The sequence below is a fragment of the Marinifilum fragile genome (assembly GCF_963677365.1).
GTDB lineage: Bacteria > Bacteroidota > Bacteroidia > Bacteroidales > Marinifilaceae > Marinifilum > Marinifilum fragile.
In genome coordinates this window covers 4,414,244-4,440,256 of sequence record NZ_OY781962.1, presented here as the reverse complement: position 1 = coordinate 4,440,256, position 26,013 = coordinate 4,414,244, and the positions used below count along the sequence as shown (strand labels likewise).

Genomic DNA, 26,013 nt, shown 5'->3' with positions numbered 1-26,013 from the left:
CAGATAAATACCAATACATATGTCAGAAACCGTAAATCAGCACACCGAGGTGAGTTACCTTGAATACAAAGGAAGATTCAAAGGGCTGTTTGCCTGGATTTTCTCCACGGACCACAAACGAATTGGTCTGCTCTATTTATACAGCATGTTAGTATTGTTTAGTGTAGCAGCATTACTTGGGCTTGCAATGAAAATTGAGCTCATAGCTCCAGGCAAGACCATTATGGATGCACAAACGTATAATAGTTTCTTTACATTGCATGGCATTACAATGATTTTTCTAATTGTTGTACCAGGTTTACCTGCTGTTTTCGGGAACTTTTTCCTACCAATAATGATTGGAGCAAAAGATGTAGCTTTTCCTAAGTTGAATCTTCTCTCCTGGTGGATCTATATAGCTGGGGCATTCATTGCATTATCTGCTCAATTTATTGGAGATGGGCCACCAGATACTGGCTGGACATTCTATGCTCCATATAGTTTTAGAACAGGTACCAACATGCTACCTGCAGTTACAGGCGCATTTGTATTAGGTTTTTCATCCATTGCAACTGGTATTAATTTTATCGTAACCGTACACAGAATGCGTGCTCCTGGTATGACCTGGATGAAAATGCCATTATTCCCTTGGGCACTTTACGGTACAGCTTGGATTCAAGTATTGGCTACTCCAATTGTAGGTGTTACCCTTTTAATGATTGTATTGGAAAGAACCATGCACATTGGATTTTTCGATCCTGCATTAGGTGGAGATCCGATCCTTTATCAGCACCTATTCTGGATATACTCTCACCCAGCTGTTTATATCATGATACTACCAGCAATGGGCATAATCTCAGAAATCATCCCAACATTTGCCCGTAAAACCATTTTCGGATACAAGGCCATTGTAGTATCTACGCTTGCCATTGCATTTGTAGGATACTTTGTATGGGGACATCACATGTTTACTTCAGGAATGAGTGGTACAGCTTTGTATACATTCTCCATATTAACATTCTTTGTAGCCATACCAAGTGCTATTAAAATCTTTAATTGGGTAGCCACCTTGCATAAGGCTTCAATTGATATTCAAACTCCTTTTTTGTGGGCACTTTGCTTTCTGTTTGTTTTTATGGTTGGTGGATTATCGGGAATGGTATTAGGAGCATTATCAACCAATGTTTACCTGCATGATACTGCTTTTGTTGTTGCACACTTCCACTTCATTGTATTCGGAGGAACAGGTTATGCCTTCTTTGGAGCCATTCATTACTGGTATCCAAAAATGTTTGGAAAAATGTACGATAAATCTTGGGCAAATATTGGTTTGGCAATATTCTTTACAGGATTTAATACCCTTTACCTACCAATGTTTTATTTGGGTATGACAGGTATGCCTCGCAGATATTACGACTATGTTGAAGAATTTCACGGTCCAAACATTGTATCATCACTTGGTGCTTTACTGATGATATCAGGTTTAATTATCATTATCACCAACCTTGTACGGTCTGCCAAATATGGAAAACCCGCCGAATCGGATCCATGGAAAGGCAAAACTCTGGAATGGACTGTAGCAAGTCCTCCTATCCTAGAAAATTTTGAACAAATTCCTACAGTAACTAAACACCCTTATGGATATGAATGATCATCAGGTACACATAGACGAGCATAGAGACGATGAAGGTGCTAAAACAGGTATGTGGATTTTCATTTTCACCGAACTGTTGTTATTTGGTGGACTATTCATTGTTTATTCGGTATATCGATACTTAAATCCTTTGGCTTTTCATTTGGCTGCCGAAGAGTTAAATACTACTCTGGGAACAATCAATACAGCCATTCTATTGGTGAGCAGTATGACCATTGCCATGTCAATTAGTGCAATTCAATACAAAAACAAAAGGCTTACACTGATTTTAATGACAATCACACTTTTACTGGCTCTGGCCTTTATGGTAAACAAATACTTCGAGTGGAGTGGTAAAATTTCACATGGTATTTATCCGGGAAGTATGACTTTACAAGAAGCAAGTAGAGGTGAATTGCTATTTTTCGGCTTGTATTACGCCATGACAGGCTTACATGCGCTTCATATTGTAATAGGTATGGCATTTATTGGCTATGTAATGCATTTGGTTGTTAAAAATGAAGTACAACACGATAATTTTGCCATACTGGAGAACAGCGGTCTGTACTGGCACCTTGTCGATTTAATTTGGATTTTCCTTTTCCCATTATTTTATCTCATTACCTAAATAAACAACTATGGAAAAAGACCAACATACACACATCGTTAAGTACAAAACATATGTATTTGTATTAATAGCACTGTTGGCCATGACATCTATTTCTGTAGCAGTAACAGGAATAAATTTAGGACCATATACAGTTACAGTTGCATTGCTCCTGGCAAGTTTCAAATCAATTTTGGTACTGCTAATTTTTATGCATTTAAAATTCGACAAAAAATTTTACGGCATTATGGTAGCAAGTGTGTTTATGCTGCTTGCCTGTGTTATAGTTATTACATTCATGGACTACTTATACCGATAGCTTATGTTTTCGAAAGGAATAGCGGATGCTTCAAATTTTGTTAAAGGTGTTGATACCTCATTTGTGGTGATTTTAGGAATTATTTTATTCTTTCTTATTGGAATCACTGTTGTAATGATATACTTCGTTTTTCGATACCGCAAGTCGAAACACCCAAAAGCCAAACAAATTCATGGAAGTGTTAGTTTAGAAATATTGTGGACAATTATACCAACTGCCTTGGTTATGGTAATGTTCTACTATGGATGGATAGGATACAAACCTATGAAAGAAGTACCTGATGATGCTTTTGAAATCAAAACTATTGGTAGAATGTGGAATTGGCAATTTGAATACAAAAATGGAAAAACTACCGATACTTTATATGTACCCATCAATCGAGCCATTAAACTTGATCTGGTGGCATTGGATGTACTCCATAGTGTTTACATTCCGGCCTTTCGACTGAAACAAGATGTTGTTCCAGGACAAAAACATATGATGTGGTTCATACCAGGCAGAGAGGGCGAATTTGATTTGTTCTGTACGGAATATTGTGGCTTGCGACATTCCTACATGCAAACATCCGTAATTGTTATGCCTCAGGAAAAATTCGACTCTTGGTATATCGATACAACTCAAACTGTACAGTTGATATCGGATAAACCAGGTGCCTTAGGACTTTCCATTGTGAAGAAAAATGGATGTTTAGCATGCCATTCCATTGATGGATCGAAGCTGGTTGGTCCAACTTGGAAAGGTTTATTTGGTAAGATAGAAACTGTGAAAACAGGTAAACAAAAAAGAGAGGTTGTTGTTGATAGTGCCTATATTTTAAATTCTGTCTACAATCCAAATGATGATATCGTAGATGGATATCAAAAAGGATTGATGCTATCCTATAAGAACGAACTTACCGAGGAAGACATTGGAGAAATTATTGAATTCATGAAAACTTTAAGCGAGAACAAGTAACATATGAACATACAAGCAAAAATAGCAGTCATACTGGAATTAGGGAAAGTTAAAATAGCAGTACCAATAGCCATATCGTGTTTTACAGGTTTTATTCTTTATACTCCTGAAATTTCCTGGCAAATGTTTCATGTTGTTTTTGGCATATTTTTGATTGTAATGGGAGCTTCAGCTTTGAATCATATACAGGAATACAAGAAAGATGCTTTAATGAAAAGGACTAAATTCAGGCCTATTCCGTCGGGAAAAATTAGCATTTCCGAAGCAGTAAGATGGAGTGTACTATTTCTTTTAACAGGTTGTGCATTTCTTGCCTGGGGTGGAAATATTTCCAGTTTATGGATTGCTATCCTTTCTATTTTCTGGTACAATTTGGTATACACACCCTTAAAACAATTTACAGCTTTTGCCGTAGTTCCTGGTGCTTTAAGCGGAGCTTTTCCTCCTTGGATAGGTTGGGTAGCTGCAGGAGGTGATTTACTGGCTCCTCCAATTTTGGCTCTCTCCTTCTTCTTTTTTATAGGCCAGATTCCACATTTTTGGCTTTTATTGATGCTATATGGCGAAGATTATAAACAAGCAGGTTTTAAAGTGCTGATTGATGTATTCACTTTTAGTCAGATTCGAAAAATCACTCTGATTTGGATGTTGTCAACCATAGTTGTAGCCTTATTACTTCCGATATTTAGAGTGATTTCATCTCCAATTCTAATTTGGTCTTTATTATTTCTTTCCTTATGGATCATACCAAACAGTTTTATTTTATTGAAGAAAGATGAACGATTGAACATTAAAAAGTTATTCCTTAGACTCAATCTGTACTTTTTACTGGTCATGATCATGATCAGTATCGACCGATTGTATTTTTAGAATCTGTTACTAAAATGTTATTAGTAATTATTTACTAGACTTTTACACCTATACTAATTAAATTTATAAATCAACTAAACCAAAATACGATGAAGAAAATATTAATTCTAATACTGACGTTGGGATTATTTGCAGCATGTCAGTCGAATACAAAAAAATCGGAGAAACCTGAAGAGGCAACAGCTAGCCAAGTTGTAGAATACCAGAAAATGGAATTTGATGTTACAGGTATGACATGTACTGGTTGCGAAAACACTGTAATAAATGGATTAAAACAACTAGATGGGGTTAAAGAGGTAAAAGCTTCTTATAAAAACAATAAGGTAACCATTATGGTTGAAAAAGATAAAGTTAACCGTGAAGAGATTGCACAAAAAATTGAAACGGTAGGCTATACTGTTAATGAATAAAAGTTTTTGTAAGTGCTATTTTGTGAATGTAGAATTACAAGATTTTTCTACTTTTTACCATTCTTACTTTCAAGACTTTCATAAAAAAGAGACATCTGAGATGAAATGTCTCTTTTTTATGCGGCAAAATTCCTATTGTCCAATTTCATTTCCTTGAAGCTCCACTTTGATGTACTCAATAATCTTCCAGCGATCTTCAGGCTTAATTTGTGGGCCGTGGGCTCCCATTACTCCAAATCCTACAGTAATCACATGAAAAAATTCTCCTCTGGGAGTCTTTTTTAAAATATCAGTAGTTAAATTTTTGGGTGCAAAAGGATATTTCCCACTTGTATATAAAAATCCTTTTCCATCTCCCTTTTCACCATGACAGTTGATACAGAAAATTGTAAAGAGTTCCTTTCCTCTTTCCACATCTTCGCTTGTCATTTCAACCATATTAATAACATTCTGTCCTGCCCAAATTCTATTTTCTGGTGTTTTCTCAAATTCATATGGAATCATCTCTCGCGGAATAGTTCCTTCAGCCGGTAATCTTAATGTTTTTCCATCAGCAAAATTCGGATTTGATGAATAAGCCTCATAAGCTCTGGACAGTTGCATATCAGGAAAATAAGAATACCCAGGATGATTGTTATCCTTATCACAAGAAGTCATTATGCCTGCTAACAAAAGCACAAAAACCGATATGTATGTTTTTTTTCTCATAATCAATTTATTAAAGTGATTAAATCAAGTTTCATAATGAAAACTTTCTTTGAGTAAAGGATCATTTTTAACCAACAATGGTGTTTTGGTCAATGAAGCTAATACCACATACAAGAATCCTCCCAGATACAAGGCTGCGAATCCTATTTCCACTAAGCCAATCTGTGCTTCATTTCCTATGGTTCCCGGAATCACAAGCATATAAATATTCAACCAGTGACCAATCAATACAATGATTGCCACGAAACTTAACCATTTCAAATTTCGTTTCGAATCTCTTGTCATTAATGCCAAAAACGGGAACAAGAAATTGATAATAAGCACTGTAAAAAATAGAACCGTGTGATCCTTTAATCGTGGAGCAAAGTATGCCGTTTCCTCAGGAATGTGACTATACCAAATCAAAAGGTATTGGGAGAACCACAAATACATCCAGAAAATACTGAAAGCAAACAGGTATTTCCCCATATCATGAATATGTTCCTTGTTGATATATTCCAAATATCCCTGTGCTTTCAAGAATGCAATCAGTAATATAATTGTTGCGATTCCGCACACAAACATTCCGATAAAAATAAACCAGCCAAACAAGGTACTAAACCAATGTGCATCAATGGACATGATCCAATCCCAGCTCATGGTTGAGCTGGTTATGGCAAAAAATACCATGAACAAAGCAGCCAATATTTTTCCCCTTTTATGATATTTCAAATCTGGATTTAAGTCCTGATGTAGTGTATTCTTTCTTAACAGATAGGTTAAACCAATCCATCCTAGAAAATAAAATGCCATACGAGCAAAAAAGAATGGAACGTTTAGGTAAGCTGCTTTTCCTTCTAGAATTGGATCATGTAAGCCTTCGTGAGTCCAGTGATACAAGTCGTGCATTCCAAAATAGACCAGAAACATTAATACTGCCGATATGGGTAAGAATTTGGTTAATGCTTCAGGAATCCGCTTTAAAGCCGTATACCAACCTGCATATGCAATTTTATGGAGAGCCAAGAAAACTCCTCCAAAAAGCGCTATAAACAAGAAATACAAGTTATTGATCAAAACATTGGCCCATAGCTCTTGTCTGTTGGGCGATTCGATAAAATAGCCCAAAATCAGCAAGAGAATCCCAACGCCCGCTATGGATAAAATTCCATATTGTGTTTTTCGCTTTAAAATATATTTGTCTTCCATCTTGGTATGATTTTGAAGATTATTTCTCAATCTCTTTCACTTTTATTTCTCGGGCTTCTTCCTTAGCCAGGATTTCATTTACCATCTCATCCTGATTTCCATCCTCATCCAAATCAATAATGATCATGAAACGATCATCTGTAATTCTTTCATCGTGTATCGGATTATTGGCGCCAGGTCCTAACTTAGAACGAATCAGGAATGCGAAAACCATCCCAAATGAAGCAAACAGGACCGTTAACTCAAAAGTTATAGGAATAAAGGATGGTATTGCAAAATGTGGCTTCCCACCAATAAATAAAGGATAATCTACAATAAATGCCCAGGCCTGAAAACCAAAGGCCAAAATACAACCAATGGCTCCCGAAATAAAACCTACCGTAGGTATATTCGACCGTTTAAATCCTAAAATTGAATCCAAACCATGAATTGGGAAAGGTGTCAAAACATCTTGTATGGAAACTTGCTTCTCTTTTAAGTCCTTTGCTGCCCTTAAAAGATTCTCCTCATCCTCGAAATATGCTGAAATATATCTCCTCATGTCACTAATGTTTTTCAGATTTATCTTTCTTGTCTCCTGAGCTCTTCAATACACTCTTCACTTCGGCAATGGCAATCACCGGAAATACTCGAATGAACAAAAGAAAGCAGGTAAAGAACAAACCAAGTGTTCCGATAAAAATTCCGACTTCCACTATAGTTGGTTCATACATCGACCAGCTTGATGGTAAATAATCACGGTGAAGAGAGGTTACAATGATTACAAATCGCTCGAACCACATTCCAATATTGATGAAAATAGATAGAATGAAAGTAAAAACAAGATTACGCCTAAGTTTCTTAATCCATAACAATTGTGGCGAAATCACATTACATGTCATCATAATCCAGTAAGCCCACCAATATGGTCCTGTTGCACGATTTAGGAATGCATATTGCTCATATTCTACTCCCGAGTACCATGCAATAAACAGCTCGGTGATATAAGCAATACCAACAATTGAACCAGTTGCTATAATGATCTTATTCATCGATTCGATATGACCGACGGTAATATAATTCTCAAGATTTAAAACCTTTCTGGTTATTATCAGCAAGGTTAATACCATGGCAAAACCAGAAAAGATGGCCCCCGCAACAAAATAGGGTGGAAATATGGTTGTATGCCAGCCAGGTATCACCGAGGTAGCAAAATCGGTACTTACAATACTATGAACAGATAATACCAAGGGTGCTGCCAAACCTGCCAAAATCAAACTGATTGATTCGTGTCGCTGCCAGTGTTTTGCTGATCCTGTCCAACCAAAGCTCAACAGTCCGTATATCCATTTCTTGAATTTAGATTTTATTCTATCACGAATTGTTCCAATATCAGGAATCAAACCAACATACCAGAATAACAATGACACTGTAAAGTATGTGCTAATGGCAAAAACATCCCACAATAAAGGAGAGTTAAAATTCACCCAAAGTCCACGCGTATTTGGATAAGGGAAAACGAAAAATCCCAGTAAAGGTCGTCCCATGTGAATTAATGGAAACAATCCTGCACACATTACTGCAAACAAAGTCATTGCCTCTGCGGAACGATTGATACTGGTTCTCCATTTTTGACGGAACAATAGTAAAATTGCCGAAATAAAAGTACCAGCATGACCAATACCAACCCACCATACAAAGTTGGTAATCCCCCATCCCCAACCAATGGTTTTATTTAGTCCCCAGGTTCCTATTCCATTCCAAATGGTATATCCCATCATAGCCAGTCCAAATAGTAAAGCAGAAACAGTTAAAGTGATACCTGCATACCATGCTTTACCAGGCTTACCTTCAATAGGAGCGGATATTTCGTCCGTTATTTTCTTGTAGGTCTTGTCCCCTGTTACAAGGGGCTCTCTTATAGGCGACACATACATAAGCGTGGATTTATGAGTGGTTCATTTTTTTATTTCTAATCTTTGTCAAATAGCTTACCGATGGTAAAGTGTGAATCTCTTCCAGTAAATGGTAGTTTCTCTTGCTTGAGGTTTCTTTTACCAATTTACTTTCTTTGTCATTTAAATCACCAAAAATGATTGCTCCAGAAGGACATGCCTGCTCACAGGCAGTTTTGATTTCTCCATCTTTCACTTTTCTGCCTTTAATTTTCGCATTCAGTTTCCCTTCCTGAATTCTTTGAACACATAAAGAGCATTTTTCAATTACACCTTTGGCTCTAACTGTTACATCAGGATTCAACACCATCCTCTTTAAATCAATAGTCATTTCAGCCACATCATGAAGATTGTTCGGAATCGAATCTGCTTTGGTAAAGTCAAACCAATTGAATCGGCGCACCTTATACGGACAGTTGTTTCCGCAATATCTGGTACCAATACAACGATTGTATGCCATTTGATTTAAGCCTTCGCTGCTATGACTGGTAGCTGCTACCGGACAAACATTTTCGCAAGGTGCATTATCGCAATGTTGGCACATTACTGGTTGGAAGGATACATCCGGATTAAATTCATCTCCCGAAAAATATCTATCTATTCTAATCCATGACATTTCGTGGGCACGAATTACTTCCTTTTTCCCAACTACAGGAACATTATTTTCTGCCTGACATGCTATTGAACAGGCCCCGCATCCAACGCAGGAGTTTAAATCTACAACCAATCCCCAATGATGATTTGGGAACTTTGGTTTTTCGTAAATACTTGCATTTTCATAGGTATGATGCGATTCATTCCCAGCCGCAGGATTCTTTTTATACTCTTCCAAGTCTGCTTCCCTAACTATGGCTCTGCCCTCCATCGAATGATGTGTCTGAGTCATGGCCAAATCGTACTTCTCTCCCGTTTTTATTAGGTTCACATTGTCAATAAAATCGACACTTGAATTATGTAGAGAATTTACATTTACACCAACATTCTTTCCTACAATACCACAAACCTGGCGTCCATAACCTTTAGCAACTGCAACGGTATTATAAGCTTGTCCAGGCAATACATAAACAGGAAGTTTCACTTTTGAATTTACCTCAACAACATCACCAGTTTCCATCATCAATTCACTGGCTAATTTTGGAGAGATACACAAGTAATTGTCCCAACAGATTTTACTTATCGGATCTGGCATTTCCTGTAACCAAGGATTATTGGCCATCCTACCATCTCCAATGGCTATTGATTCATAAACCTGTAACTCTATTCCTTTACTCTTTGGCTGTTTGGCAAGCTCATCAAGAATATTATTTATTCCACCATAATTAAACTTGGTATCGGAAACTGATTTTAGATTTGGTTCGAATACTCCTAGTTGTAAAGTATGGTTCCAATAAGTAACAAAGTTCGGATAAGTATTTTGCATCGGGAAAAAATTCTTTTCCCAATAGGCTTTTATGAATTTCAAATAGTCTGGATCTTCTCCAATCCAGCTTAATAGTGACGACTGAAATTGTCTTGTATTAAATAGAGGTCGAATTCCAGGTTGCATTAAACTGTACCGATTGGCCTTAGGCTCAAAATCATTCCAACTTTCCAAATAGTGATTATCAGGAGCAACAAATTTCATTAAAGATGTCGTTTCATTTGGCACCTCATCCAAGGCAATCGTAAATCCTATTTTTTTTAGTGCTAAAGCAAATTCGTCACCTTTATGGTAATCGAAAACAGGATTTACACCATAAGTTAGTAAAGCTTTAACCTTACCTGCTTTCATATCTCCAAGCAAATTCTTCATGTCTGAATCTATTGCTTTTGAAGTTTTCAGCTGCTTCTCAAATCTTAGTGTTGATCCATAATTTTCCAATTCATAATTTATCGCATTAACGATTAGCTGAACGTTTACATCATTAGATCCTGATATCACTAGAGATTTGCCTTTGTGAGACCACAGATCTTTGGCTATGCCTTGCATGTCACCGTATGTATTTAGAACTGTGTAAGTATCCTTGCCTGCCAATTTTAATATCTCATTGTAGAGCTGTGTAAGCAGGAGTTTTTGCTCAGAAGGTTTTACAGGAATCCTTTTATCGGCATTACTGCCCGTAAGTGACAACCTGGATTCTAATTGTATATGTTGAGACATAGAAGTATTGCCATCACTCAGTTTTCTCTTTTTTGTATACTGTCTGATATACTCAACCGGCATAAGCCATGTGCCAAGAAAATCTGCATCAAAACTTACAATCATATCGGCATAATCAAATCGATAATCGGCAATACCAGCTTTGCCAAAGCACATTTTGTTAGCTTGAATCAGTGCGGAATGTGATTGACTGTCGTACTGTACCCATTTTACATTTGGATATTGGGCAATAAACTTTTGAATAACACTTATTGTGCTTGGACTATAAACACTCGAAGTAAGCAATACAACTTCCTCATTGGCATTTTTTAAACGATTTAGCTCCTTTCTAACAAATTCATCCAGTTCCTCCCACAATAACTTTTCGTTTTCTTTCTGTGGATTCTTATAACGACTCGTATCATATAAATCTAAAACCGAAGCTTGTACCCTTGAACTGGTTCCTCCATTGGTAACTGTTGACAAATCATTCCCCTCAATCTTAATTGGTCTTCCCACCCGGGTTTTAATTAAAATGCTACAAAAATCACTTCCTTTTGCAAAGCTGGAAGCATAATAGTTGGCTTTGCCTGGTGTTATCTCCTCAGGCTTAATCAGGTAAGGAATGGCTTTCTGAACTGAGTTTTCGCAGCTAGCTACCACTGTACTAATGGCAAGACTGTATCCACAAAGTTTCAAAAAATCGCGTCGGTTGCTTTTGGAACCATTTTCATTCTTGTCGAAAATATCTAAGATCTGCTCCAGATTTCCTTTTGGCATAGGTTGATCCGAAATAGAGTTTTCTTTATTTTTAAGTTCAGTAAGGCTTTTCCAATATTTCTTCATAGGTAAACGATTATCAAGTGATACAAATTAGATGGTTAAGTTTTGCCCTAAGTCCTCTAGTAATGACAACGAGCACACTCCCTTCCTCCGATATCCGTTACTCTAACACTATCTATTGCTCCCGAGGTAAGTTGCTCGTGTAGCTCTTTGAATGATTCAGAATAGTATCCATTTTCGCGAAAATCAACTGCTGTTTTATCATGACAATCCAAACACCACCCCATAGAAAGATCTTCGACCTGTTTCAGCACATGCATTTCCTCGACTACTCCATGACATTCCTGGCAATCTCTTTTCCCAACATTAGCATGTTGAGCATGACTAAAGAAAACATGATCCGGAAGTTGATGAATGCGAATCCATTCAACAGAGGTGTTATTTTCAATGGCAGCATGAATCTTATTAATTTCAAACTTTCCTGAGTTGGTTCCCTCACGCACAATTAAATGGCAATTGAGGCATAGGTTCACATGAGGTATTCCTGCCGATTTACTTTCATCAACGGTAGTGTGACAATATCGACAATCTATTTTGTTATCAGTAGCATGTATTTTATGCGAGAATTTAATTGGCTGAATAGGGGCATAATTTTGCTTTCTTCCAAGAGCCATCGCACCTTCGGCAAGCATCTGAATCTGGTAACCAAACGCAAAAATAAAAATCAGTACAGGAATAATTTTATACTTGATTTTCTTCGTAAAGAAAAGATCCACCAAAGCCAATGTGATTAATGCACCTAAAAAGAAAAACAAAATTAGGTTGTTCACTTTTGGTTTTGTTTCATAAAGAACGCTGTTATTCAACTTCTGTAAATAGGATTTAATATATCCCAACTCCTCATCAGAAAAGGAATAGTCTTTATGAGACTTTTCCATTTTTTTTCCCAATGGAGACATTAAAACCGAGCGAAATTCATCAATGGATTTATTAGCAAAAGTTCCTGCAATGTCTTTGGCAGAAGGATTCCAGTTTAATGTATCGATGTAATTGATATTGTGACATGAAACACAAGATTGCCACTCCACAGGAGTTCTCGTTAATCCTTTAAACAATCTTTCGCCTCTCTTTTCACTATTTAAAAAGTAATCAAAATGACTGGAATGATCATCTTTTATTGTAGAATCGGCCTCACTAGCAAGAATTTGAAATGGGGCAAGCTGCAAAATAAATATGAACAAGGCACATGTTAATCTGTAGGGTTTACTCATAGGTCAGGCATTAATTACAGATAAGGTTATATTATAGCAATTCGCAATCGTGCAATGTCAAAATGATTGTTTCTGCTCTTCTCTCCCCCCTACAATTCATCAACATTTCAAGAAACAATCCAGGCGAATCTTTTTCTAAATGACTCGCTCTCTACCAAATATAACAATTTAAACTATTAAATCACAGCCTTTTCACATAACAAACTGCAATAATTAGCATGATAATAAAAGACTGCAGTGTCTTTTATTAGTGTTTCCTAAGAATCCCTGAATTTCAAAAAAAATTTAAAAAACCAGTTTCTAAATAATTTTTGTGTTTAAAAACGGCTACAAACAAAAAGATGCCTCATTAACATGAAGCATCTAATGCCTGAATTTCTTAAACCTTTAAAGGTCGTACTTGGAACTTTTCAATGTTCTGCCTAGCACTTTTAAATGTTGTACCTAGAACTTGTTCAAGTTGTAGGTACTACTTTTATAAATGGTACCTACCACTTTTTATTACTCCAGTAATGAGTCTAAAATTCCCCCACTACTCTCTTTCGAAGCATTTGGTCCTCCTGTGCTTAGCTGGTTCACCAACTTACGAATTGGCATAGATTGAATCCAAACTTTTCCTCTTCCACTAAGAGTTGCAAGAAAAAGACCTTCTCCACCAAACAGCATCGATTTCAATCCTCCTGATTGCTGAATATCAAAATTTACTCCTTCCTGATAACCAACTACACAGCCGGTATCCACGCGAAGTGTTTCTCCGTTCAGCTCATGCTCTATTAAAGTACCTCCTGCATGAATAAAAGCCATACCATCTCCCTGTAGTTTTTGCAGAATAAATCCTTCTCCTCCAAAAAAACCAGATCCAAGCTTACGATTGAAATGCATACTAATTTTTGTTCCCAATGCAGCACATAAAAATGCATCTCGCTGAACTATTACCGATCCTCCCAACTTTTCCAAATCCAAAGGAACAATAGTTCCCGGGTATGGAGCCGCAAACGCTACATGACTCTTTCCCACTCCATGATGAGTAAAGTGAGTGATAAAAATAGATTCGCCAGTTATTTTTCTTGATGCGGCACTTAATAACTTTCCGAACAAGCCTTTATCAGGTTCAGAACCATCACCCATTTTTGCTTCAAACTCAATGCCTTCTTTCATGTAAAGCATCGCCCCAGCTTCGGCAATTACCGTTTCGTTCGGATCCAACTCAATTTCTACCAATTGGATATCGTGTCCTTTAATCTTATAATCAATTTCGTGTGATCTCATATTTTTTCTTTTAAAGTTAACAGATTATTACACAAAATCTTTCTTCATGGATATCAAATTTTATTGAGTTTAAAGAGAAGCAATACTTATTTGGCAGTAAAGCAAGATAATCTGTAACTTTAATAGGCTTTTAATAACTAAATATTGCTGTCATGAAAGTTTTAATTACCGGAGGAGCCGGATATATAGGTACCGAACTGTGTCGAAAATTGAATCAAAATCCTAAAGTAAGCCATATTACCGTATTGGATAATTTAAGTAAGGATAATTACAACCTGTTCCTTCATTCTCAAATTAAGCCTGGAAAGGTAAAGTTTGTAAAGGGTGAACTTTTAGATTCGAGAACACTTGACAGTTTAATAAAAGAGGTTGATGTAGTATACCATTTAGCAGCGGAGAATACAAATGATGAAAAGCTGCACCAGATACACGAGCAAGTGAATAATTGGGGAACTGCCGAATTGATTTATGCTGTAGAAGAAAGTAATGTTAAACAATTTGTTTATCTGAGTTCAACTGAGGTATATGGTTATTCCAACCAAGAATATGATGTTTATTCCATGTTGGAACCAACTTCATCGCTTGGTAATTCGAAGTTACGAGGCGAACAACATGTAGAGCGGATTATGCCTAAAATCAACACCCAAATTATTCGCTTAGGAAATGTATTTGGTTATGGTGTAAGCATGAAAATGAAGGGCATTCTAAATAGCCTATTGTTCGATTCCCATTTTGTTGGCAAAATATCGATTCACGGCAGTGGCAATCAGAAACTACCCTTTATTTCTCTTGACAAAACAACAAACATTCTGGATAATTTGTTGGGCGGAAGATTAGATTCTGGAGTTTATAATTTGGTAGAGTATAATAAATCGGTTATGGAATTGGTGGAAAATATTCAAAAGAATCATCCTAATATAGAAATGAATTTCACCAATCAACATCTGGAATTACCACAGCAAATAGTGAAAATTGATGAACGAATCATGAAATTATACAATGGAGAAAAGTTAAGTTTTGAAGAAGAAATGATTGTTTTGAAAAATCACTTTGAAACTTCCAGTATTTAAAATGTCATTAGTAAACAAGGATGATTCTATAGAATTATCCTTGTTTGTTATTTAACTCTTAAATATTGTATTGTTGATTTTTCAGGATCTTTAGAGTCTGATCCTAATCCTATTGTGTCATTATTTATAAACTCAACTTTAAATTCCTTATTAGTCCCCAATCCATAAGTAGCAAATAATGCACTTCCTATTTTCTTCTCTGTTAATCTAAACTGTGAATTTGAAGACCTTTTAATATTAATAACCCATGTCTCGTTTGGTTCCACAAAAAATCTTACATACTTATTATCGTTTATCTCAACAACTTTACCAATTAAACTTCCTGAATCGGTTTTCTTTATCTCGATCCTGATACCTTCTAGCATCGATCTTCCTTTTAATTCCCAGGTTCCTATGAATTTATCCATTGAAACCTTTTTCATGCTTTCTGTATCACAAGAAGACATGCAAGTAAGCAGACTAGTAAGAAGAAAAAAATTAATAATTAGTATTCTGATTTTCATATTTCTATAATTAAATATTCTGTGTTAATTTCTTTACAAATCGATATTGATTAAAGAACTCTTTAGCAATCACACGCATAATCGTGTAAGATGGTATTGCCAGCATCATTCCAATAATTCCTGCCATACTTCCTGCCATAATAATTACAATGAAAATTTCCAGTGGATGTGCATTCACACTATTGGAATAAATTAAGGGTTGGAACAAAACGTTATCGATAATTTGAACACAAGCAAAAACCAATGCCATATATCCAAGCAATGGTAAAATTTCAGCATAAAAATCAGCATGTATATTGGTTGCAATTCCTATAATCATTCCGAATATGGCTCCAATTATTGGCCCAATGTAAGGAATCACATTCATTATTCCTGCAAAAAGCCCAATTACCACTGCAGTTCCAAAAGGCAAACCAACTATACTCAAGCCAATGGTAACAAGAAATCCAACCAATATTACTTCAAAGAATAACCCCACAAAGTAACGCATCAGTAGGTTTTTAATTGAGTCCAATACATGAAGTACCCCTTCTTCGTGTTTTGCTGGCACCATTAAAACTACACCACTGGTAAACAAACTGCTATCCTTTAAAAAGAAAAAGGTAATGAATGAAATGGAGAAGAGCGCAATAAATATGTTTCCCAATGTACCTGCCAGAGATCCAAATATCGATGACACATCAGAAATCTTTACAAAAGAGGTAAAATTATCAATTACAACAGCTTTCAGGTTAAAATTGTCTCCTTCCGCAGAATATTTTGCAATTAATGTTTCGAGATTTTTAATAGGTTCTTCCAAACTGCGAGCTGCCGCATTTACATCTATGGTAGATAATTCTTCGGCCTGATCAGCAACCATTGGGATAAAGGTTCGGAAAAATATTACCATTACAAACCAAAGTAATATCAAGGTAATTCCTGCAGATAAAGCAGGTGGGCAGGTCCATTTCTTGATTTTTACCTTGTTTAAAAAATCAACAACAGGTCGACCAATAAAAGATAATACTACCGAAATTAAAATGTAAGTAACAATATTACTAAAATACCAAACCATTATGCCTAATATGATTAGACCAATGGCTACCAAAATATATTTCCCTTTTCCGTTCATTCTTGAAAAGCAATTAAATGTGTAATATCAGTAAGGAATAACCGAACTTAAAAGTAAGAATTTTTATGACACAAAGGTCTAAAAAAGAAAAAGGCTCTCGATTTGAGAGCCTTTATTTTAATTCTTATCCTGATTATATTTTCAGCGGGTTCTTAACTTTCTGCTTCATTAAAGCAATATCAAGAACTTCCATAATCTCATCTACAAAATGGAATTTTAATCCTTTTAAGTAAACATCCTTAATTTCTTCGATATCTTTCTTATTCTGGTTACAAAGAATAATCTCCTTAATTCCAGCACGCTTGGCTGCAAGGATTTTTTCCTTAATTCCACCAACTGGTAACACTTTACCTCGTAAGGTAATCTCACCAGTCATAGCAAGATTTTTCTTCACTTTACGCTGTGTAAATGCTGAAGCCATTGCTGTTACCATGGTTACACCTGCTGATGGTCCATCTTTTGGAATTGCTCCTTCAGGAACGTGAACATGAAGATTCCACTCATCAAAGGCTTCTTTCTTAATGTCCAAAGAATCACAGTGTGCATGCAAGTATTCCTGAGCCAACAATGCAGACTCTTTCATTACATCACCAAGATTTCCTGTTAAGGTCAATTTTCCTTTACCTGCAGAAAGACTTGATTCAATAAATAGGATTTCTCCTCCTACCGATGTCCAAGCCAAACCAGTAACAACACCAGCATAATCGTTGCCCTGATACTTCTCACGGTTGAACATTTCTGCTCCCAAATACTCCTTCAAATCTTCTGTTTTAAGATTGATATCGTATTTTTCATCCATGGCAACCTTACGAGCCACTCTACGCATAATTTTAGCAATACGTTGATCTAATGCACGAACACCAGATTCACGAGTATATTTATCAACCACCTCAGCAATTACCTCTTTCGATATTTTAATGTGATCTGAGGTAATTCCATGATTTTCCATTTGCTTAGGAATCAGGTGACGTCGAGCAATTTCAACTTTCTCTTCCTGAATGTATCCACTAACATCAATCATTTCCATACGGTCGCGAAGTGGTGCAGAAATAGATCCAACATTATTCGCAGTTGCAACAAACATCACTTTCGATAAATCGTAATCTACCTCAAGGAAATTATCGTGGAAAGCATTGTTTTGCTCTGGATCCAATACCTCAAGCAATGCAGAAGATGGGTCTCCTCTAAAATCACTACCTACCTTATCGATCTCATCCAATATGAATACAGGATTCGATGATCCGGCTTTCTTCATGCCTTGAATGATACGTCCTGGCATTGCACCAATATATGTTTTTCTGTGTCCACGGATTTCTGATTCATCGTGCAATCCACCCAAAGACATTCTGACATACTTTCTGTTCAAAGATTCAGCAATCGATTTTCCCAATGATGTTTTACCAACCCCCGGAGGTCCGTAAAGACATAAAATTGGAGATTTCAAATCACCTTTCAACTTAAGCACTGCCAAGTGCTCAATGATACGATCTTTTACTTTCTCCAAGCCAAAGTGATCATTATCCAGAACTTTCTGAGCATGCTTTAAATCGAAATTATCCTCGGTATATTCATTCCAAGGTAAATCCAATAATTCCTGTAAATAATTCAACTGAACTGAATACTCAGCTGCAGCTGGATTCAATCTTTGCAGTTTCTTTAACTCTTTCTCAAATGTATTAGCTACTTCTTCAGACCAGTTCTTATCCTCGGCTTTTTCTTCCAGCTCCATGACATCCTGATCGTTTGGACTTCCGCCCAATTCATCCTGAATGGTTTTCATTTGCTGGTGCAACAAGTATTCTCTTTGCTGCTGATCCATATCAGTCTTCACTTTCGACTGAATATCATCTTTCAACTCCAAAACCTGAACTTCACGAACCAAATATTCAAGAAGTTTCATTGCCCTATCGCGAATATTATCAAACTCAAGCAATCTTTGCTTCTGACTATGTTTTATTTCTGAGTTACTAGAAATAAAGTTGATCAAGAACGATGAACCTTCGATGTTCTTAATTGCAAATGAAGCCTCGTTAGGAATTTGAGGTGATAACTTAATTACCTTTATGGCAATGTCCTTAACCGAAGAAACCAAAGCTTTGTACTCGTTATCTTCAACCTCAGGTCGCTGATCCTTAATTGTTCTGATACGACCTACATGAAATGGTTCTTCACTAATAATCGCTTCAAGCTCGAAACGTTTTTTACCCTGAAGAATTACCGTAGTGGTCCCATCAGGCATTTCAAGAATCTTGATAATTTGAGCCACGGTACCAATTTTATTGATATCCTCGAAGTGTGGTTCTTCAACATTCAAATCCATTTGAGAAGCTGCACCCAACATTCCTTTGTTGTTATAAACCTCGCGAACCAACTTCAACGATTTTTCTCTACCAACAGAAATTGGAATTACAACTCCTGGAAATAAAACTGTATTTCGAAGAGGTAGTATTGGCAAAGTGTCAGGCACCTGCAACTCATCCAATGCACTCTCATCCTCATCGGTTATAATTGGAATAAAATCCGAATCTTCATCCATCATATTCGACAAAACTATATCACTAATATTGAATTCTATCTTACTACTCATTATCTCGTCTGCCTTTCTTACATTATATCTGTAAAGGAAGTAAGTTTTTATTAAACTGATGTGACAAAATGTCGCTTCCTCTAAAAAAAAATTTGCTGCTATGTACTTGGCAATCCCTGTGCCAAACAAAAAAGTCCTCACGATTATTTGTAAGGACTCTTCTTTTATTCTCTAAAATGATTTTCTATAGTCTTTCGTCACTTCAAAAATGTGAGACAGAATCCTCTTTTCTACATCATCAAATTCCTTTCCCCTGCGTTTCATAACCAAATCGGCAACCTCAAAGGTTGCATTTAAACGATACTCTTTAAATCCATGATTTCCTCCCATAGAGAAGGACGGAATAAAATTGCGAGGGAAACCCGAGCCAAATACATTTGCACTCACCCCAATTACTGTACCTGTATTTAGCATGGTATTGATTCCAAGTTTGGAATGATCACCCATTATGGTGCCACAAAACTGTAGACCTGTTCTTGCAAAATTCTCAGTTACATAGTTCCATAGTTTAACCTGCGAATAATTGTTCTTCAGGTTAGAATTATTGGTATCTGCTCCAATATTACACCATTCGCCAAGAACCGCATTACCCAAGAAACCATCATGTGCTTTGCTTGAATAACCAAACAATACCACATTATTCAATTCTCCTCCACACTTACAATAAGGGCCAAGTGTTGTTGCGCCGTATACTTTTGCTCCCAATTTAAGCTCTGCATGTTCGCACATTGCCAAAGGTCCTCTAACCAAAACACCTTCCATGATCACAGCATCTTTACCAATATAAATTGGTCCTTCTTGTGCATTTAAGGTGGCAAATTCAATTGTTGCTCCTTCTTCAATAAAAATATTCTCCTTGCCCAACACATTCACCGTATCCGAAATGGTTTGAGATTCTCTTCCATCGGTAAGCAAAGCAAAATCCTGACGAAGGATTTTATCGTTTAATGAGAAAATATCGTAGGTTTTGTGAATTCGATCAAATTCTCCTGAGAATTCGATGGTATTCACATCTTCTAATTTCTCTTTTTGTACCAGTGCGATCTCATCTGCATTTAAGCAAGCTGCAATCACAATATCATTTGCGATTAAGAAATCTCCATCCTTTAAATTCTGAATAGCATCAATCAATTCCTTATTTGCTATAACAGATCCATTGATTAAAATGTTCGTATCCTCTTTTTGCAAAGGATATTTTTCGCTCAAATACTCTTGAGTTAAAAAGCTACATTCAGCATTTAATAAGCGTTCCCATTTCTCGCGTATGGTAGTAATCCCGATGCGAACTTCGGAAACAGGACGAGTAAATGTAAGGGGAAGCAATTCGTTCCATGCTCCATCATCAAAAAGAATATAATTCATTGCAGTAGTAATAGTAAATCCTGAAAGGATTCGTGTGTTTCAAATTTTATGTATGGTCAAAAATACAAAAAAAGAGTTGAATAACTTGCTTTAATAATACATAGCAATTCTTCGCTCAGAAATCTGCACAAAAAAAAAGCTCCGAATATCGGAGCTTTTTTTCTATAGTAATTTTTGATCTTACTTCTTGAACTTCTTGTAACGGTTCATGAACTTGTCTACACGTCCAGCAGTATCTACCAAAGTCATCTTACCAGTATAGAATGGGTGAGATGTATTAGAGATCTCTAATTTTACCAATGGGTACTCAACGCCTTCAAATTCGATAGTTTCTTTAGTGTTAGCAGTAGACTTCGCTAAAAAAACAGTTTCGTTAGACATGTCTTTAAAAGCTACCAAACGGTAGTTTTCCGGATGTATTCCCTTTTTCATTTTAAATATCCTTTAAATTTCTTATAATCTTCTTCCAATGGAGTGCAAAGGTAGATATTGTAATTTATTTTGCAAAGAATTATTTAATTATTCTGCACTTTCCTTCGCTTTTTTCCTCTTCGCCTTATCTCCTCTGTTTTCCAGAGGGATAATAGGTGTTCGATGAAAAGGCTTATTTGGATCGAAAAGATATCTGTAAGTGAAATGAGTCTTCATTTTAACCCCACCAACCGATTCGTAAATGGAAATCATTTTCGGATTAAAATCTCCAACCCACGACAGTTCCAGTTCATTGTAATGTGGTTTGCGTTGCATCACTTTGTCCATATGCCAGAAAATTGCCGATTCAACACCAAATCTTTGATATTTCGGCACAACTCCCATAATCGTAATACGAGCTCGAGTAATTGTTTTTCTTTTTAGATAATACAAGAACTTTAACTTGTTCCAGAGGTTAAATTTCCCATTCATCTTTATTAGGATCTGATTGATATCAGGCATCGCAACAAAAAACGCAATTGGTTTTCCTTCATGATAGGCAAACCAAATGAATTCCTCTTCAATCACTCCTTTCCCTTCTCTGGCAATCTTTCTAAGATCTTCAGGATCTATTGGTGAAAAATTATCATGAAATTTCCAGGCTTCATTGTATACCGCAATAATATCCTGTACATACTTTTCTGCATTATCATATCTGAAATGCTCAAAAGAAAAGCCTGGTTTCTTTGCAATCCACTCAGCTATTTTCCAGAATCGCTCCGGGAATTTCTTTCTTAAGTCAAGATGATAGCTATATTGTTCAAAGAATACTTTAAAACCATACTCTTCGAAAAACTCCTTGTAATATTTCTGATGATATGGCATTCCATATCCCTGAGGAATGAATCCATCTACCAATAATCCCCAGTGATTGTCGTTCTCTCCAAAGTTAACCGGACCATCCATGGCTTCCATGCCATTATCGCTTAGCCAACTTTTTGCAGTATCAAACAAAAGGAACGCTGCCTTTTTGTCATTGATACATTCGAAAAATCCACATCCACCTGTAGGTTGGTCATAGGTATGGGCTTTTTTCTCGTTTATAAAAGCAGCGATACGACCAATGGTATCTCCTTTCTCATCTTGCAGGATCCAACGAATTGCTTTACCGTGAGAAAAGAAAGAGTTATTATCCGGATTAAAAATCCCTTCAATTTCAGCATCTAACGGACGAGCATAGTTAGAGTCATTTTTATACAGCTTTCCAGCCAGGTTTAAAAACTCTGAGCGATGCTTCTGATTTGTAACTTCAATAATATTCACAAGAAACTTCTTAAATAATGGATATCCAAAATTAAATTAATCACGATTGGCAATTTTAGCCAACAATCTTAATAATTCAACGTACAGCCAAATTAAGGTTACCATTAAACCAAAGGCGCCATACCATTCCATATATTTTGGTGCTCCCGATTGAGCTCCTTTTTCTATAAAATCAAAATCCAAAACCAGGTTTAATGCTGCAATCACAACTACAAACAGACTGATACCAATGCTCAATAAACTTGAACCATAATAAAATCCATTTCCGATACCGAACATGTTCATGATCCAGCTTACCAAATAAAATAGCATGATACCACCCGTAGCAGCAACAATTCCTGCCTTAAATTTTTGAGTTACCTTGATTAAACCTGTTTTGTAAGCAAATAACATGGCAAATAAGGTTCCGAAAGTTAAACCTACGGCTTGCATTACGATACCCGGATATGTGGCATTCATTAGTGCCGAGATACCTCCTAAAAACAAACCTTCGAACAATGCATAAAAAGGTGCGGTATAAGGTGATGCTTTTGGCTTAAACACAGTTACCAGTGCCAAGATTAAGCCTCCAATAGCTCCTCCTATCATCCAAGGGTAAACCGATGAAGTAATTTCTCCAGTACTGGTTACTGAAACCATTCCCCAAGTGAAACTTGCAGCAGCTACCACAAAAAATAGCAACATTCCAATTTTATTCACCGTTCCATTAATGGTCATGGTTTCACCATAAACCTCAGCTCTCGAAGTTTGAAATATTTTTTCACTTAATACCGGATTGGAACTCTTTGTTAATGCCATATATCTTAGTTATTTATCTACAATAATTTTGTAGTTATGATATTATTTAGAGCCTCAAATTTACTCTGTTTAATTCTGATTTCCTAGATTTTTAATCCTTAAGCCTCTTAAATATTCTTAAAATAATCTACAAATCAAGCTCATATTGCAAATCGTCCCATATTTCCTGCCAATTTTCATCCCTGGCACGTAAGTCGTGAACCTTATTGCAAATGGTATCCGCTATCTCTTTGTTCACGCGAACCATTTTACCCAAACTTCTTTTCAACTGATTTCTCAAATAAAACTCATCGATATTGCTTGGAATCATCTCTACAAATTTGAACAACTCGTTTACCTTCACCTCATCCTTTTTCATTGCCAAGCGGCCTGAAATAATGATTGCGCACAATACCCTTTGGTAATCTTTCGATTGCAACCACTCAGGTATCAATTCATAAACATTTGGCATATTCAGGAATAAATTCATGCTTACCTGCTCTATCAACTCATTTGAATCCATTTCACCGAACCAACGATTGATTTGTTCTTCATTAACCAGTTCAGGTTCCTCCAACAAACTGGCCAGAATTTTTGTTTCGCGAAATGCTTTTGTCCAAAGTTTATGTGCCAGCAAATGATCTTTCGAATACCCACTTGCCAGCTCCCTAAGGTTAACGATTGTTGCCCCTAATGATTTTTGATAGTTCAAACCATATTTTTTCATTTCATGATGGGTTTCACCATTACGCAAAATTTGAACTTTCTTAAAAATTTCCTGAAAAACTACTTCTGTTTCCTTATCGTCGATAAAAAATTCCATTTTTTTTAATTTGTTAACTGCCTACAAAGGTAGACTTTATAATTCTTTGGAAATATTTTTTTCATTTTTATTTGGATGATATGTTAGGATTTCTCTATATTTGCACCGCTAACGCGAAAATGGTGGATGTAGCTCAGTTGGTTAGAGCGCTGGATTGTGGTTCCAGAGGTCGCCGGTTCGACCCCGGTCTTTCACCCTATTTTTTTATACTACATGGTGGATGTAGCTCAGTTGGTTAGAGCGCTGGATTGTGGTTCCAGAGGTCGCCGGTTCGACCCCGGTCTTTCACCCTAAAAGAAAAGCAGGTTCTTTTTTGAGCTTGCTTTTTTTGTTTATTCAAATTTAGTTTTTCCTCACACTTCAAAAAAATCATTTCAAAATACTTTAATCAAGTAAAAAAACTATATTGCAAGCCAATTTGATTTGAATATGAATCCGCAAAAAGACATACAAAAAACACGATTTGAAATGGAACAATACCTCATGTTCCTATATATTTTCTCTGAACTTTAGCTTCCTGCTCAGACGAAAGTTCGTGTTGTATTCTTTATTTATTCATTTTCATTGGCACGATGGTATCCATGTGCCTGTTAAATCATGTATCCGCAAAAATGGAAGCACTTTATGCATGGTTGAATTCATTACAAAACAAAAACAAGAATGAATTCAGTCAATGGCCCCTAATCAAGTGGGCAAACCCTTATGTTATCGAAGATTATCAAAGACAAAGAGAGTTCTTACTTCAGAATTTAAAAGACAACTTACTTTACAAGGACACAAAGCCTTACTGGAACTATATTTCGAAGGGTTGTGAAATATGTGCATCAGGGAAATGGAGCTGTTTGTTCATAACAAACAAATGTAACGCAAAGTGTTTTTATTGTCCAACCCAACAAACAAGAGACGAGAAACCTTCTACTCAAGGCCTGGACTTTGATGATCCTTATGAGTATGCATCCTACATTAATCATTTGGGTTTTAAAGGTGTTAGTTTTAGCGGAGGAGAGCCTTTTCTTTTCTTTGAAAGAACCTTGAAATACCTCAAAGTTTTAAGAGAAAAATGCAGCAAAGATCTTTACATCTGGATATATACAAATGGAATTCTTGTTGATGAATCGAAACTAAAGGCTTTGGCAAATTTAAATTTGAATGAAATTCGATTCGATATTGGGGCTACCGGTTTTTCTCTTGATAAAGTTCGAATGGCAAAGGATATTATTCCTAATATTACAATTGAAATCCCTGCAATTCCTGAAGAAAAAGATAAAATCATTGCTCTTTTACCAGAAATGATTGAGGCTGGGGTTCGTAATTTAAATTTACACCATTTAAGGCTTACGCAACACAATGCACCACATTTGGTAAAGCGTGAATATACTATAGACAGCGCAGAAAGACCTTTGGTAATTGAATCGGAGCTTGCTGCGTTGGAAATAATAAATGCAGCCAAAAAATCAGGACTTAATATTGGTATCAATTATTGTTCTTTTCACTATAAGAATCGATTTCAGAAAGCAGGATATCGAAACATCATAAGTGATAAATTACTTCCTGCAGCGAAAATAACCAAGAACGGATACATCCGTGATTACAAGGATCATTCTATAAGTTATTACTCAATCAAACTTTTTAATGATTCGGATGAAGTCCCATTTGCATCCTCTATTGAGATTGGTAAATACAAATACTCATACACTGTAACAAAAGTGTTTGAGGAAAATAAACTATCTTCAAAACAGATGGAAGCAATTGATGAACTATTAAAAAATGAACCTACTAGTCCACCAACTGATGTATTACTGTTTACAATATGGCAATTTGAATACATAGAAAACGGGCTTAGAGATTGGTAAGGTTAGATCATACCAGATTCTGCAATCTTATTTTTTAAGGCTATGAAGACAAAATACAAAGTCTCAAAGCAATGTTGAAAAATTAGTATTTCTATCAATAGGTTAATAAAATGAAACGTCCATGAGTAAATAATTATTAACTCACACAC

General features: G+C 36.2%; 23 protein-coding genes and 2 tRNA genes. 10 read left to right on the top strand and 15 right to left on the bottom strand.

Features of this window, described 5'->3' with window-relative positions; all coding sequences use genetic code 11:
• Positions 1 to 19: 19 nt before the first annotated feature.
• The 6 genes from ACKPCA_RS17905 to ACKPCA_RS17880 all read left to right on the top strand — a co-directional run bounded on the left by ACKPCA_RS17905 (position 20) and on the right by ACKPCA_RS17880 (position 4,772).
• On the top strand, positions 20 to 1,630 hold the full coding sequence (locus tag ACKPCA_RS17905) for a cytochrome c oxidase subunit I (RefSeq protein WP_321280290.1): 1,611 nt from the start codon (positions 20 to 22) through the stop codon (positions 1,628 to 1,630).
• Positions 1,623 to 2,240, top strand: a complete 618-nt coding sequence (locus tag ACKPCA_RS17900) for a cytochrome c oxidase subunit 3 family protein (protein WP_321280289.1) — start codon at positions 1,623 to 1,625, stop codon at positions 2,238 to 2,240. Before ACKPCA_RS17905 ends, ACKPCA_RS17900 begins: the two co-directional genes overlap by 8 nt.
• 10 nt (positions 2,241 to 2,250) lie before the next feature.
• Positions 2,251 to 2,538, top strand: a complete 288-nt coding sequence (locus ACKPCA_RS17895; protein WP_321280288.1) for a cytochrome C oxidase subunit IV family protein — start codon at positions 2,251 to 2,253, stop codon at positions 2,536 to 2,538.
• Positions 2,539 to 2,541: 3 nt separating this feature from the next.
• A complete protein-coding gene (gene coxB, locus ACKPCA_RS17890; RefSeq protein WP_054722557.1) occupies positions 2,542 to 3,492 on the top strand; it encodes a cytochrome c oxidase subunit II in 951 nt (316 codons plus the stop codon).
• Positions 3,493 to 3,495: 3 nt separating this feature from the next.
• Positions 3,496 to 4,362 carry a protoheme IX farnesyltransferase gene (locus ACKPCA_RS17885; protein ID WP_321280287.1) on the top strand — a complete coding sequence of 289 codons (867 nt, stop codon included), beginning with the start codon at positions 3,496 to 3,498 and terminating at the stop codon, positions 4,360 to 4,362.
• 89 nt (positions 4,363 to 4,451) lie between these two features.
• Entirely contained in the window at positions 4,452 to 4,772 is a 321-nt protein-coding gene (locus ACKPCA_RS17880; RefSeq protein ID WP_054722552.1) for a cation transporter, read from the top strand.
• Between the two features lie 132 nt (positions 4,773 to 4,904).
• Here ACKPCA_RS17880 and ACKPCA_RS17875 read toward each other — a convergent pair whose 3' ends face one another.
• The 7 genes from ACKPCA_RS17875 to ACKPCA_RS17845 all read right to left on the bottom strand — a co-directional run bounded on the left by ACKPCA_RS17875 (position 4,905) and on the right by ACKPCA_RS17845 (position 14,044).
• Complete coding sequence (locus ACKPCA_RS17875) at positions 4,905 to 5,480, bottom strand: c-type cytochrome (RefSeq protein WP_321280286.1); 576 nt, start codon at positions 5,478 to 5,480, stop codon at positions 4,905 to 4,907.
• 24 nt (positions 5,481 to 5,504) lie between these two features.
• On the bottom strand, positions 5,505 to 6,668 hold the full coding sequence (locus tag ACKPCA_RS17870) for a hypothetical protein (RefSeq protein WP_321280285.1): 1,164 nt from the start codon (positions 6,666 to 6,668) through the stop codon (positions 5,505 to 5,507).
• A gap of 19 nt (positions 6,669 to 6,687) precedes the next feature.
• Positions 6,688 to 7,209 (bottom strand): DUF3341 domain-containing protein, encoded by a 522-nt coding sequence (locus ACKPCA_RS17865; RefSeq protein WP_321280284.1) that lies wholly within the window; start codon positions 7,207 to 7,209, stop codon positions 6,688 to 6,690.
• 4 nt (positions 7,210 to 7,213) lie between these two features.
• The gene (nrfD, locus tag ACKPCA_RS17860) at positions 7,214 to 8,584 is read right to left on the bottom strand and encodes an NrfD/PsrC family molybdoenzyme membrane anchor subunit (RefSeq protein WP_321280283.1); all 1,371 of its coding nucleotides are present in this window, start codon (positions 8,582 to 8,584) and stop codon (positions 7,214 to 7,216) included.
• Between the two features lie 10 nt (positions 8,585 to 8,594).
• Positions 8,595 to 11,567: a 4Fe-4S dicluster domain-containing protein gene (locus tag ACKPCA_RS17855; RefSeq protein ID WP_321280282.1), complete on the bottom strand. Its 2,973-nt coding sequence runs from the start codon at positions 11,565 to 11,567 to the stop codon at positions 8,595 to 8,597.
• 56 nt (positions 11,568 to 11,623) lie between these two features.
• Positions 11,624 to 12,775 (bottom strand): cytochrome c3 family protein, encoded by a 1,152-nt coding sequence (locus ACKPCA_RS17850; RefSeq protein WP_083464765.1) that lies wholly within the window; start codon positions 12,773 to 12,775, stop codon positions 11,624 to 11,626.
• 501 nt (positions 12,776 to 13,276) lie between these two features.
• Entirely contained in the window at positions 13,277 to 14,044 is a 768-nt protein-coding gene (locus tag ACKPCA_RS17845) for a TIGR00266 family protein (protein WP_054722538.1), read from the bottom strand.
• 152 nt (positions 14,045 to 14,196) lie between these two features.
• On the opposite strand from ACKPCA_RS17845, the gene ACKPCA_RS17840 reads away from it, so the two are divergent.
• Positions 14,197 to 15,114, top strand: a complete 918-nt coding sequence (locus tag ACKPCA_RS17840) for an NAD-dependent epimerase/dehydratase family protein (protein ID WP_321280281.1) — start codon at positions 14,197 to 14,199, stop codon at positions 15,112 to 15,114.
• A gap of 47 nt (positions 15,115 to 15,161) precedes the next feature.
• Here ACKPCA_RS17840 and ACKPCA_RS17835 read toward each other — a convergent pair whose 3' ends face one another.
• From ACKPCA_RS17835 to ACKPCA_RS17800, 8 genes are all read right to left on the bottom strand, one after another.
• Entirely contained in the window at positions 15,162 to 15,521 is a 360-nt protein-coding gene (locus tag ACKPCA_RS17835) for a hypothetical protein (protein WP_321280280.1), read from the bottom strand.
• A 106-nt stretch (positions 15,522 to 15,627) separates the two neighbouring features.
• On the bottom strand, positions 15,628 to 16,728 hold the full coding sequence (locus tag ACKPCA_RS17830) for an AI-2E family transporter (protein WP_054722530.1): 1,101 nt from the start codon (positions 16,726 to 16,728) through the stop codon (positions 15,628 to 15,630).
• Positions 16,729 to 16,861: 133 nt separating this feature from the next.
• Positions 16,862 to 19,315 (bottom strand): endopeptidase La, encoded by a 2,454-nt coding sequence (gene lon / locus ACKPCA_RS17825; protein WP_321280277.1) that lies wholly within the window; start codon positions 19,313 to 19,315, stop codon positions 16,862 to 16,864.
• A 171-nt stretch (positions 19,316 to 19,486) separates the two neighbouring features.
• On the bottom strand, positions 19,487 to 20,677 hold the full coding sequence (locus ACKPCA_RS17820; protein WP_321280275.1) for a GlmU family protein: 1,191 nt from the start codon (positions 20,675 to 20,677) through the stop codon (positions 19,487 to 19,489).
• A gap of 180 nt (positions 20,678 to 20,857) precedes the next feature.
• Positions 20,858 to 21,109, bottom strand: coding sequence for a type B 50S ribosomal protein L31 (locus ACKPCA_RS17815; RefSeq protein WP_054722526.1), 252 nt, complete (start codon positions 21,107 to 21,109; stop codon positions 20,858 to 20,860).
• Positions 21,110 to 21,196: 87 nt separating this feature from the next.
• Positions 21,197 to 22,411 (bottom strand): N-acetyltransferase, encoded by a 1,215-nt coding sequence (locus ACKPCA_RS17810; protein ID WP_321280273.1) that lies wholly within the window; start codon positions 22,409 to 22,411, stop codon positions 21,197 to 21,199.
• Between the two features lie 36 nt (positions 22,412 to 22,447).
• Positions 22,448 to 23,209 carry a Bax inhibitor-1/YccA family protein gene (locus ACKPCA_RS17805; protein ID WP_321280271.1) on the bottom strand — a complete coding sequence of 254 codons (762 nt, stop codon included), beginning with the start codon at positions 23,207 to 23,209 and terminating at the stop codon, positions 22,448 to 22,450.
• Between the two features lie 127 nt (positions 23,210 to 23,336).
• A complete protein-coding gene (locus ACKPCA_RS17800) occupies positions 23,337 to 24,011 on the bottom strand; it encodes a DNA alkylation repair protein (RefSeq protein ID WP_321280270.1) in 675 nt (224 codons plus the stop codon).
• A gap of 121 nt (positions 24,012 to 24,132) precedes the next feature.
• Between ACKPCA_RS17800 and ACKPCA_RS17795 the strand changes: the two genes are divergently transcribed.
• The 3 genes from ACKPCA_RS17795 to ACKPCA_RS17785 all read left to right on the top strand — a co-directional run bounded on the left by ACKPCA_RS17795 (position 24,133) and on the right by ACKPCA_RS17785 (position 25,864).
• Positions 24,133 to 24,208: transfer RNA gene (locus ACKPCA_RS17795), tRNA-His, on the top strand.
• Positions 24,209 to 24,226: 18 nt separating this feature from the next.
• Positions 24,227 to 24,302 (top strand) — tRNA-His (locus ACKPCA_RS17790).
• A 320-nt stretch (positions 24,303 to 24,622) separates the two neighbouring features.
• Positions 24,623 to 25,864: a radical SAM protein gene (locus tag ACKPCA_RS17785; RefSeq protein WP_321280268.1), complete on the top strand. Its 1,242-nt coding sequence runs from the start codon at positions 24,623 to 24,625 to the stop codon at positions 25,862 to 25,864.
• Positions 25,865 to 26,013 lie beyond the last annotated feature (149 nt).

Coding starts and splice junctions, on each gene's coding strand:
- ACKPCA_RS17885 (WP_321280287.1), top strand. CDS start 3,496: ATGAACATACAAGCAAAAATAGCAGTCATACTGGAATTAGGGAAAGTT.
- lon (WP_321280277.1), bottom strand. CDS start 19,315: ATGAGTAGTAAGATAGAATTCAATATTAGTGATATAGTTTTGTCGAAT.
- ACKPCA_RS17875 (WP_321280286.1), bottom strand. CDS start 5,480: ATGAGAAAAAAAACATACATATCGGTTTTTGTGCTTTTGTTAGCAGGC.
- ACKPCA_RS17845 (WP_054722538.1), bottom strand. CDS start 14,044: ATGAGATCACACGAAATTGATTATAAGATTAAAGGACACGATATCCAA.
- ACKPCA_RS17840 (WP_321280281.1), top strand. CDS start 14,197: ATGAAAGTTTTAATTACCGGAGGAGCCGGATATATAGGTACCGAACTG.
- ACKPCA_RS17880 (WP_054722552.1), top strand. CDS start 4,452: ATGAAGAAAATATTAATTCTAATACTGACGTTGGGATTATTTGCAGCA.
- ACKPCA_RS17865 (WP_321280284.1), bottom strand. CDS start 7,209: ATGAGGAGATATATTTCAGCATATTTCGAGGATGAGGAGAATCTTTTA.
- ACKPCA_RS17820 (WP_321280275.1), bottom strand. CDS start 20,677: ATGAATTATATTCTTTTTGATGATGGAGCATGGAACGAATTGCTTCCC.
- ACKPCA_RS17850 (WP_083464765.1), bottom strand. CDS start 12,775: ATGAGTAAACCCTACAGATTAACATGTGCCTTGTTCATATTTATTTTG.
- ACKPCA_RS17870 (WP_321280285.1), bottom strand. CDS start 6,668: ATGGAAGACAAATATATTTTAAAGCGAAAAACACAATATGGAATTTTA.
- ACKPCA_RS17815 (WP_054722526.1), bottom strand. CDS start 21,109: ATGAAAAAGGGAATACATCCGGAAAACTACCGTTTGGTAGCTTTTAAA.
- ACKPCA_RS17905 (WP_321280290.1), top strand. CDS start 20: ATGTCAGAAACCGTAAATCAGCACACCGAGGTGAGTTACCTTGAATAC.
- ACKPCA_RS17900 (WP_321280289.1), top strand. CDS start 1,623: ATGAATGATCATCAGGTACACATAGACGAGCATAGAGACGATGAAGGT.
- ACKPCA_RS17805 (WP_321280271.1), bottom strand. CDS start 23,209: ATGGCATTAACAAAGAGTTCCAATCCGGTATTAAGTGAAAAAATATTT.
- ACKPCA_RS17895 (WP_321280288.1), top strand. CDS start 2,251: ATGGAAAAAGACCAACATACACACATCGTTAAGTACAAAACATATGTA.
- ACKPCA_RS17830 (WP_054722530.1), bottom strand. CDS start 16,728: ATGAACGGAAAAGGGAAATATATTTTGGTAGCCATTGGTCTAATCATA.
- ACKPCA_RS17785 (WP_321280268.1), top strand. CDS start 24,623: ATGGAAGCACTTTATGCATGGTTGAATTCATTACAAAACAAAAACAAG.
- nrfD (WP_321280283.1), bottom strand. CDS start 8,584: ATGTATGTGTCGCCTATAAGAGAGCCCCTTGTAACAGGGGACAAGACC.
- ACKPCA_RS17835 (WP_321280280.1), bottom strand. CDS start 15,521: ATGGATAAATTCATAGGAACCTGGGAATTAAAAGGAAGATCGATGCTA.
- ACKPCA_RS17800 (WP_321280270.1), bottom strand. CDS start 24,011: ATGGAATTTTTTATCGACGATAAGGAAACAGAAGTAGTTTTTCAGGAA.
- ACKPCA_RS17855 (WP_321280282.1), bottom strand. CDS start 11,567: ATGAAGAAATATTGGAAAAGCCTTACTGAACTTAAAAATAAAGAAAAC.
- coxB (WP_054722557.1), top strand. CDS start 2,542: ATGTTTTCGAAAGGAATAGCGGATGCTTCAAATTTTGTTAAAGGTGTT.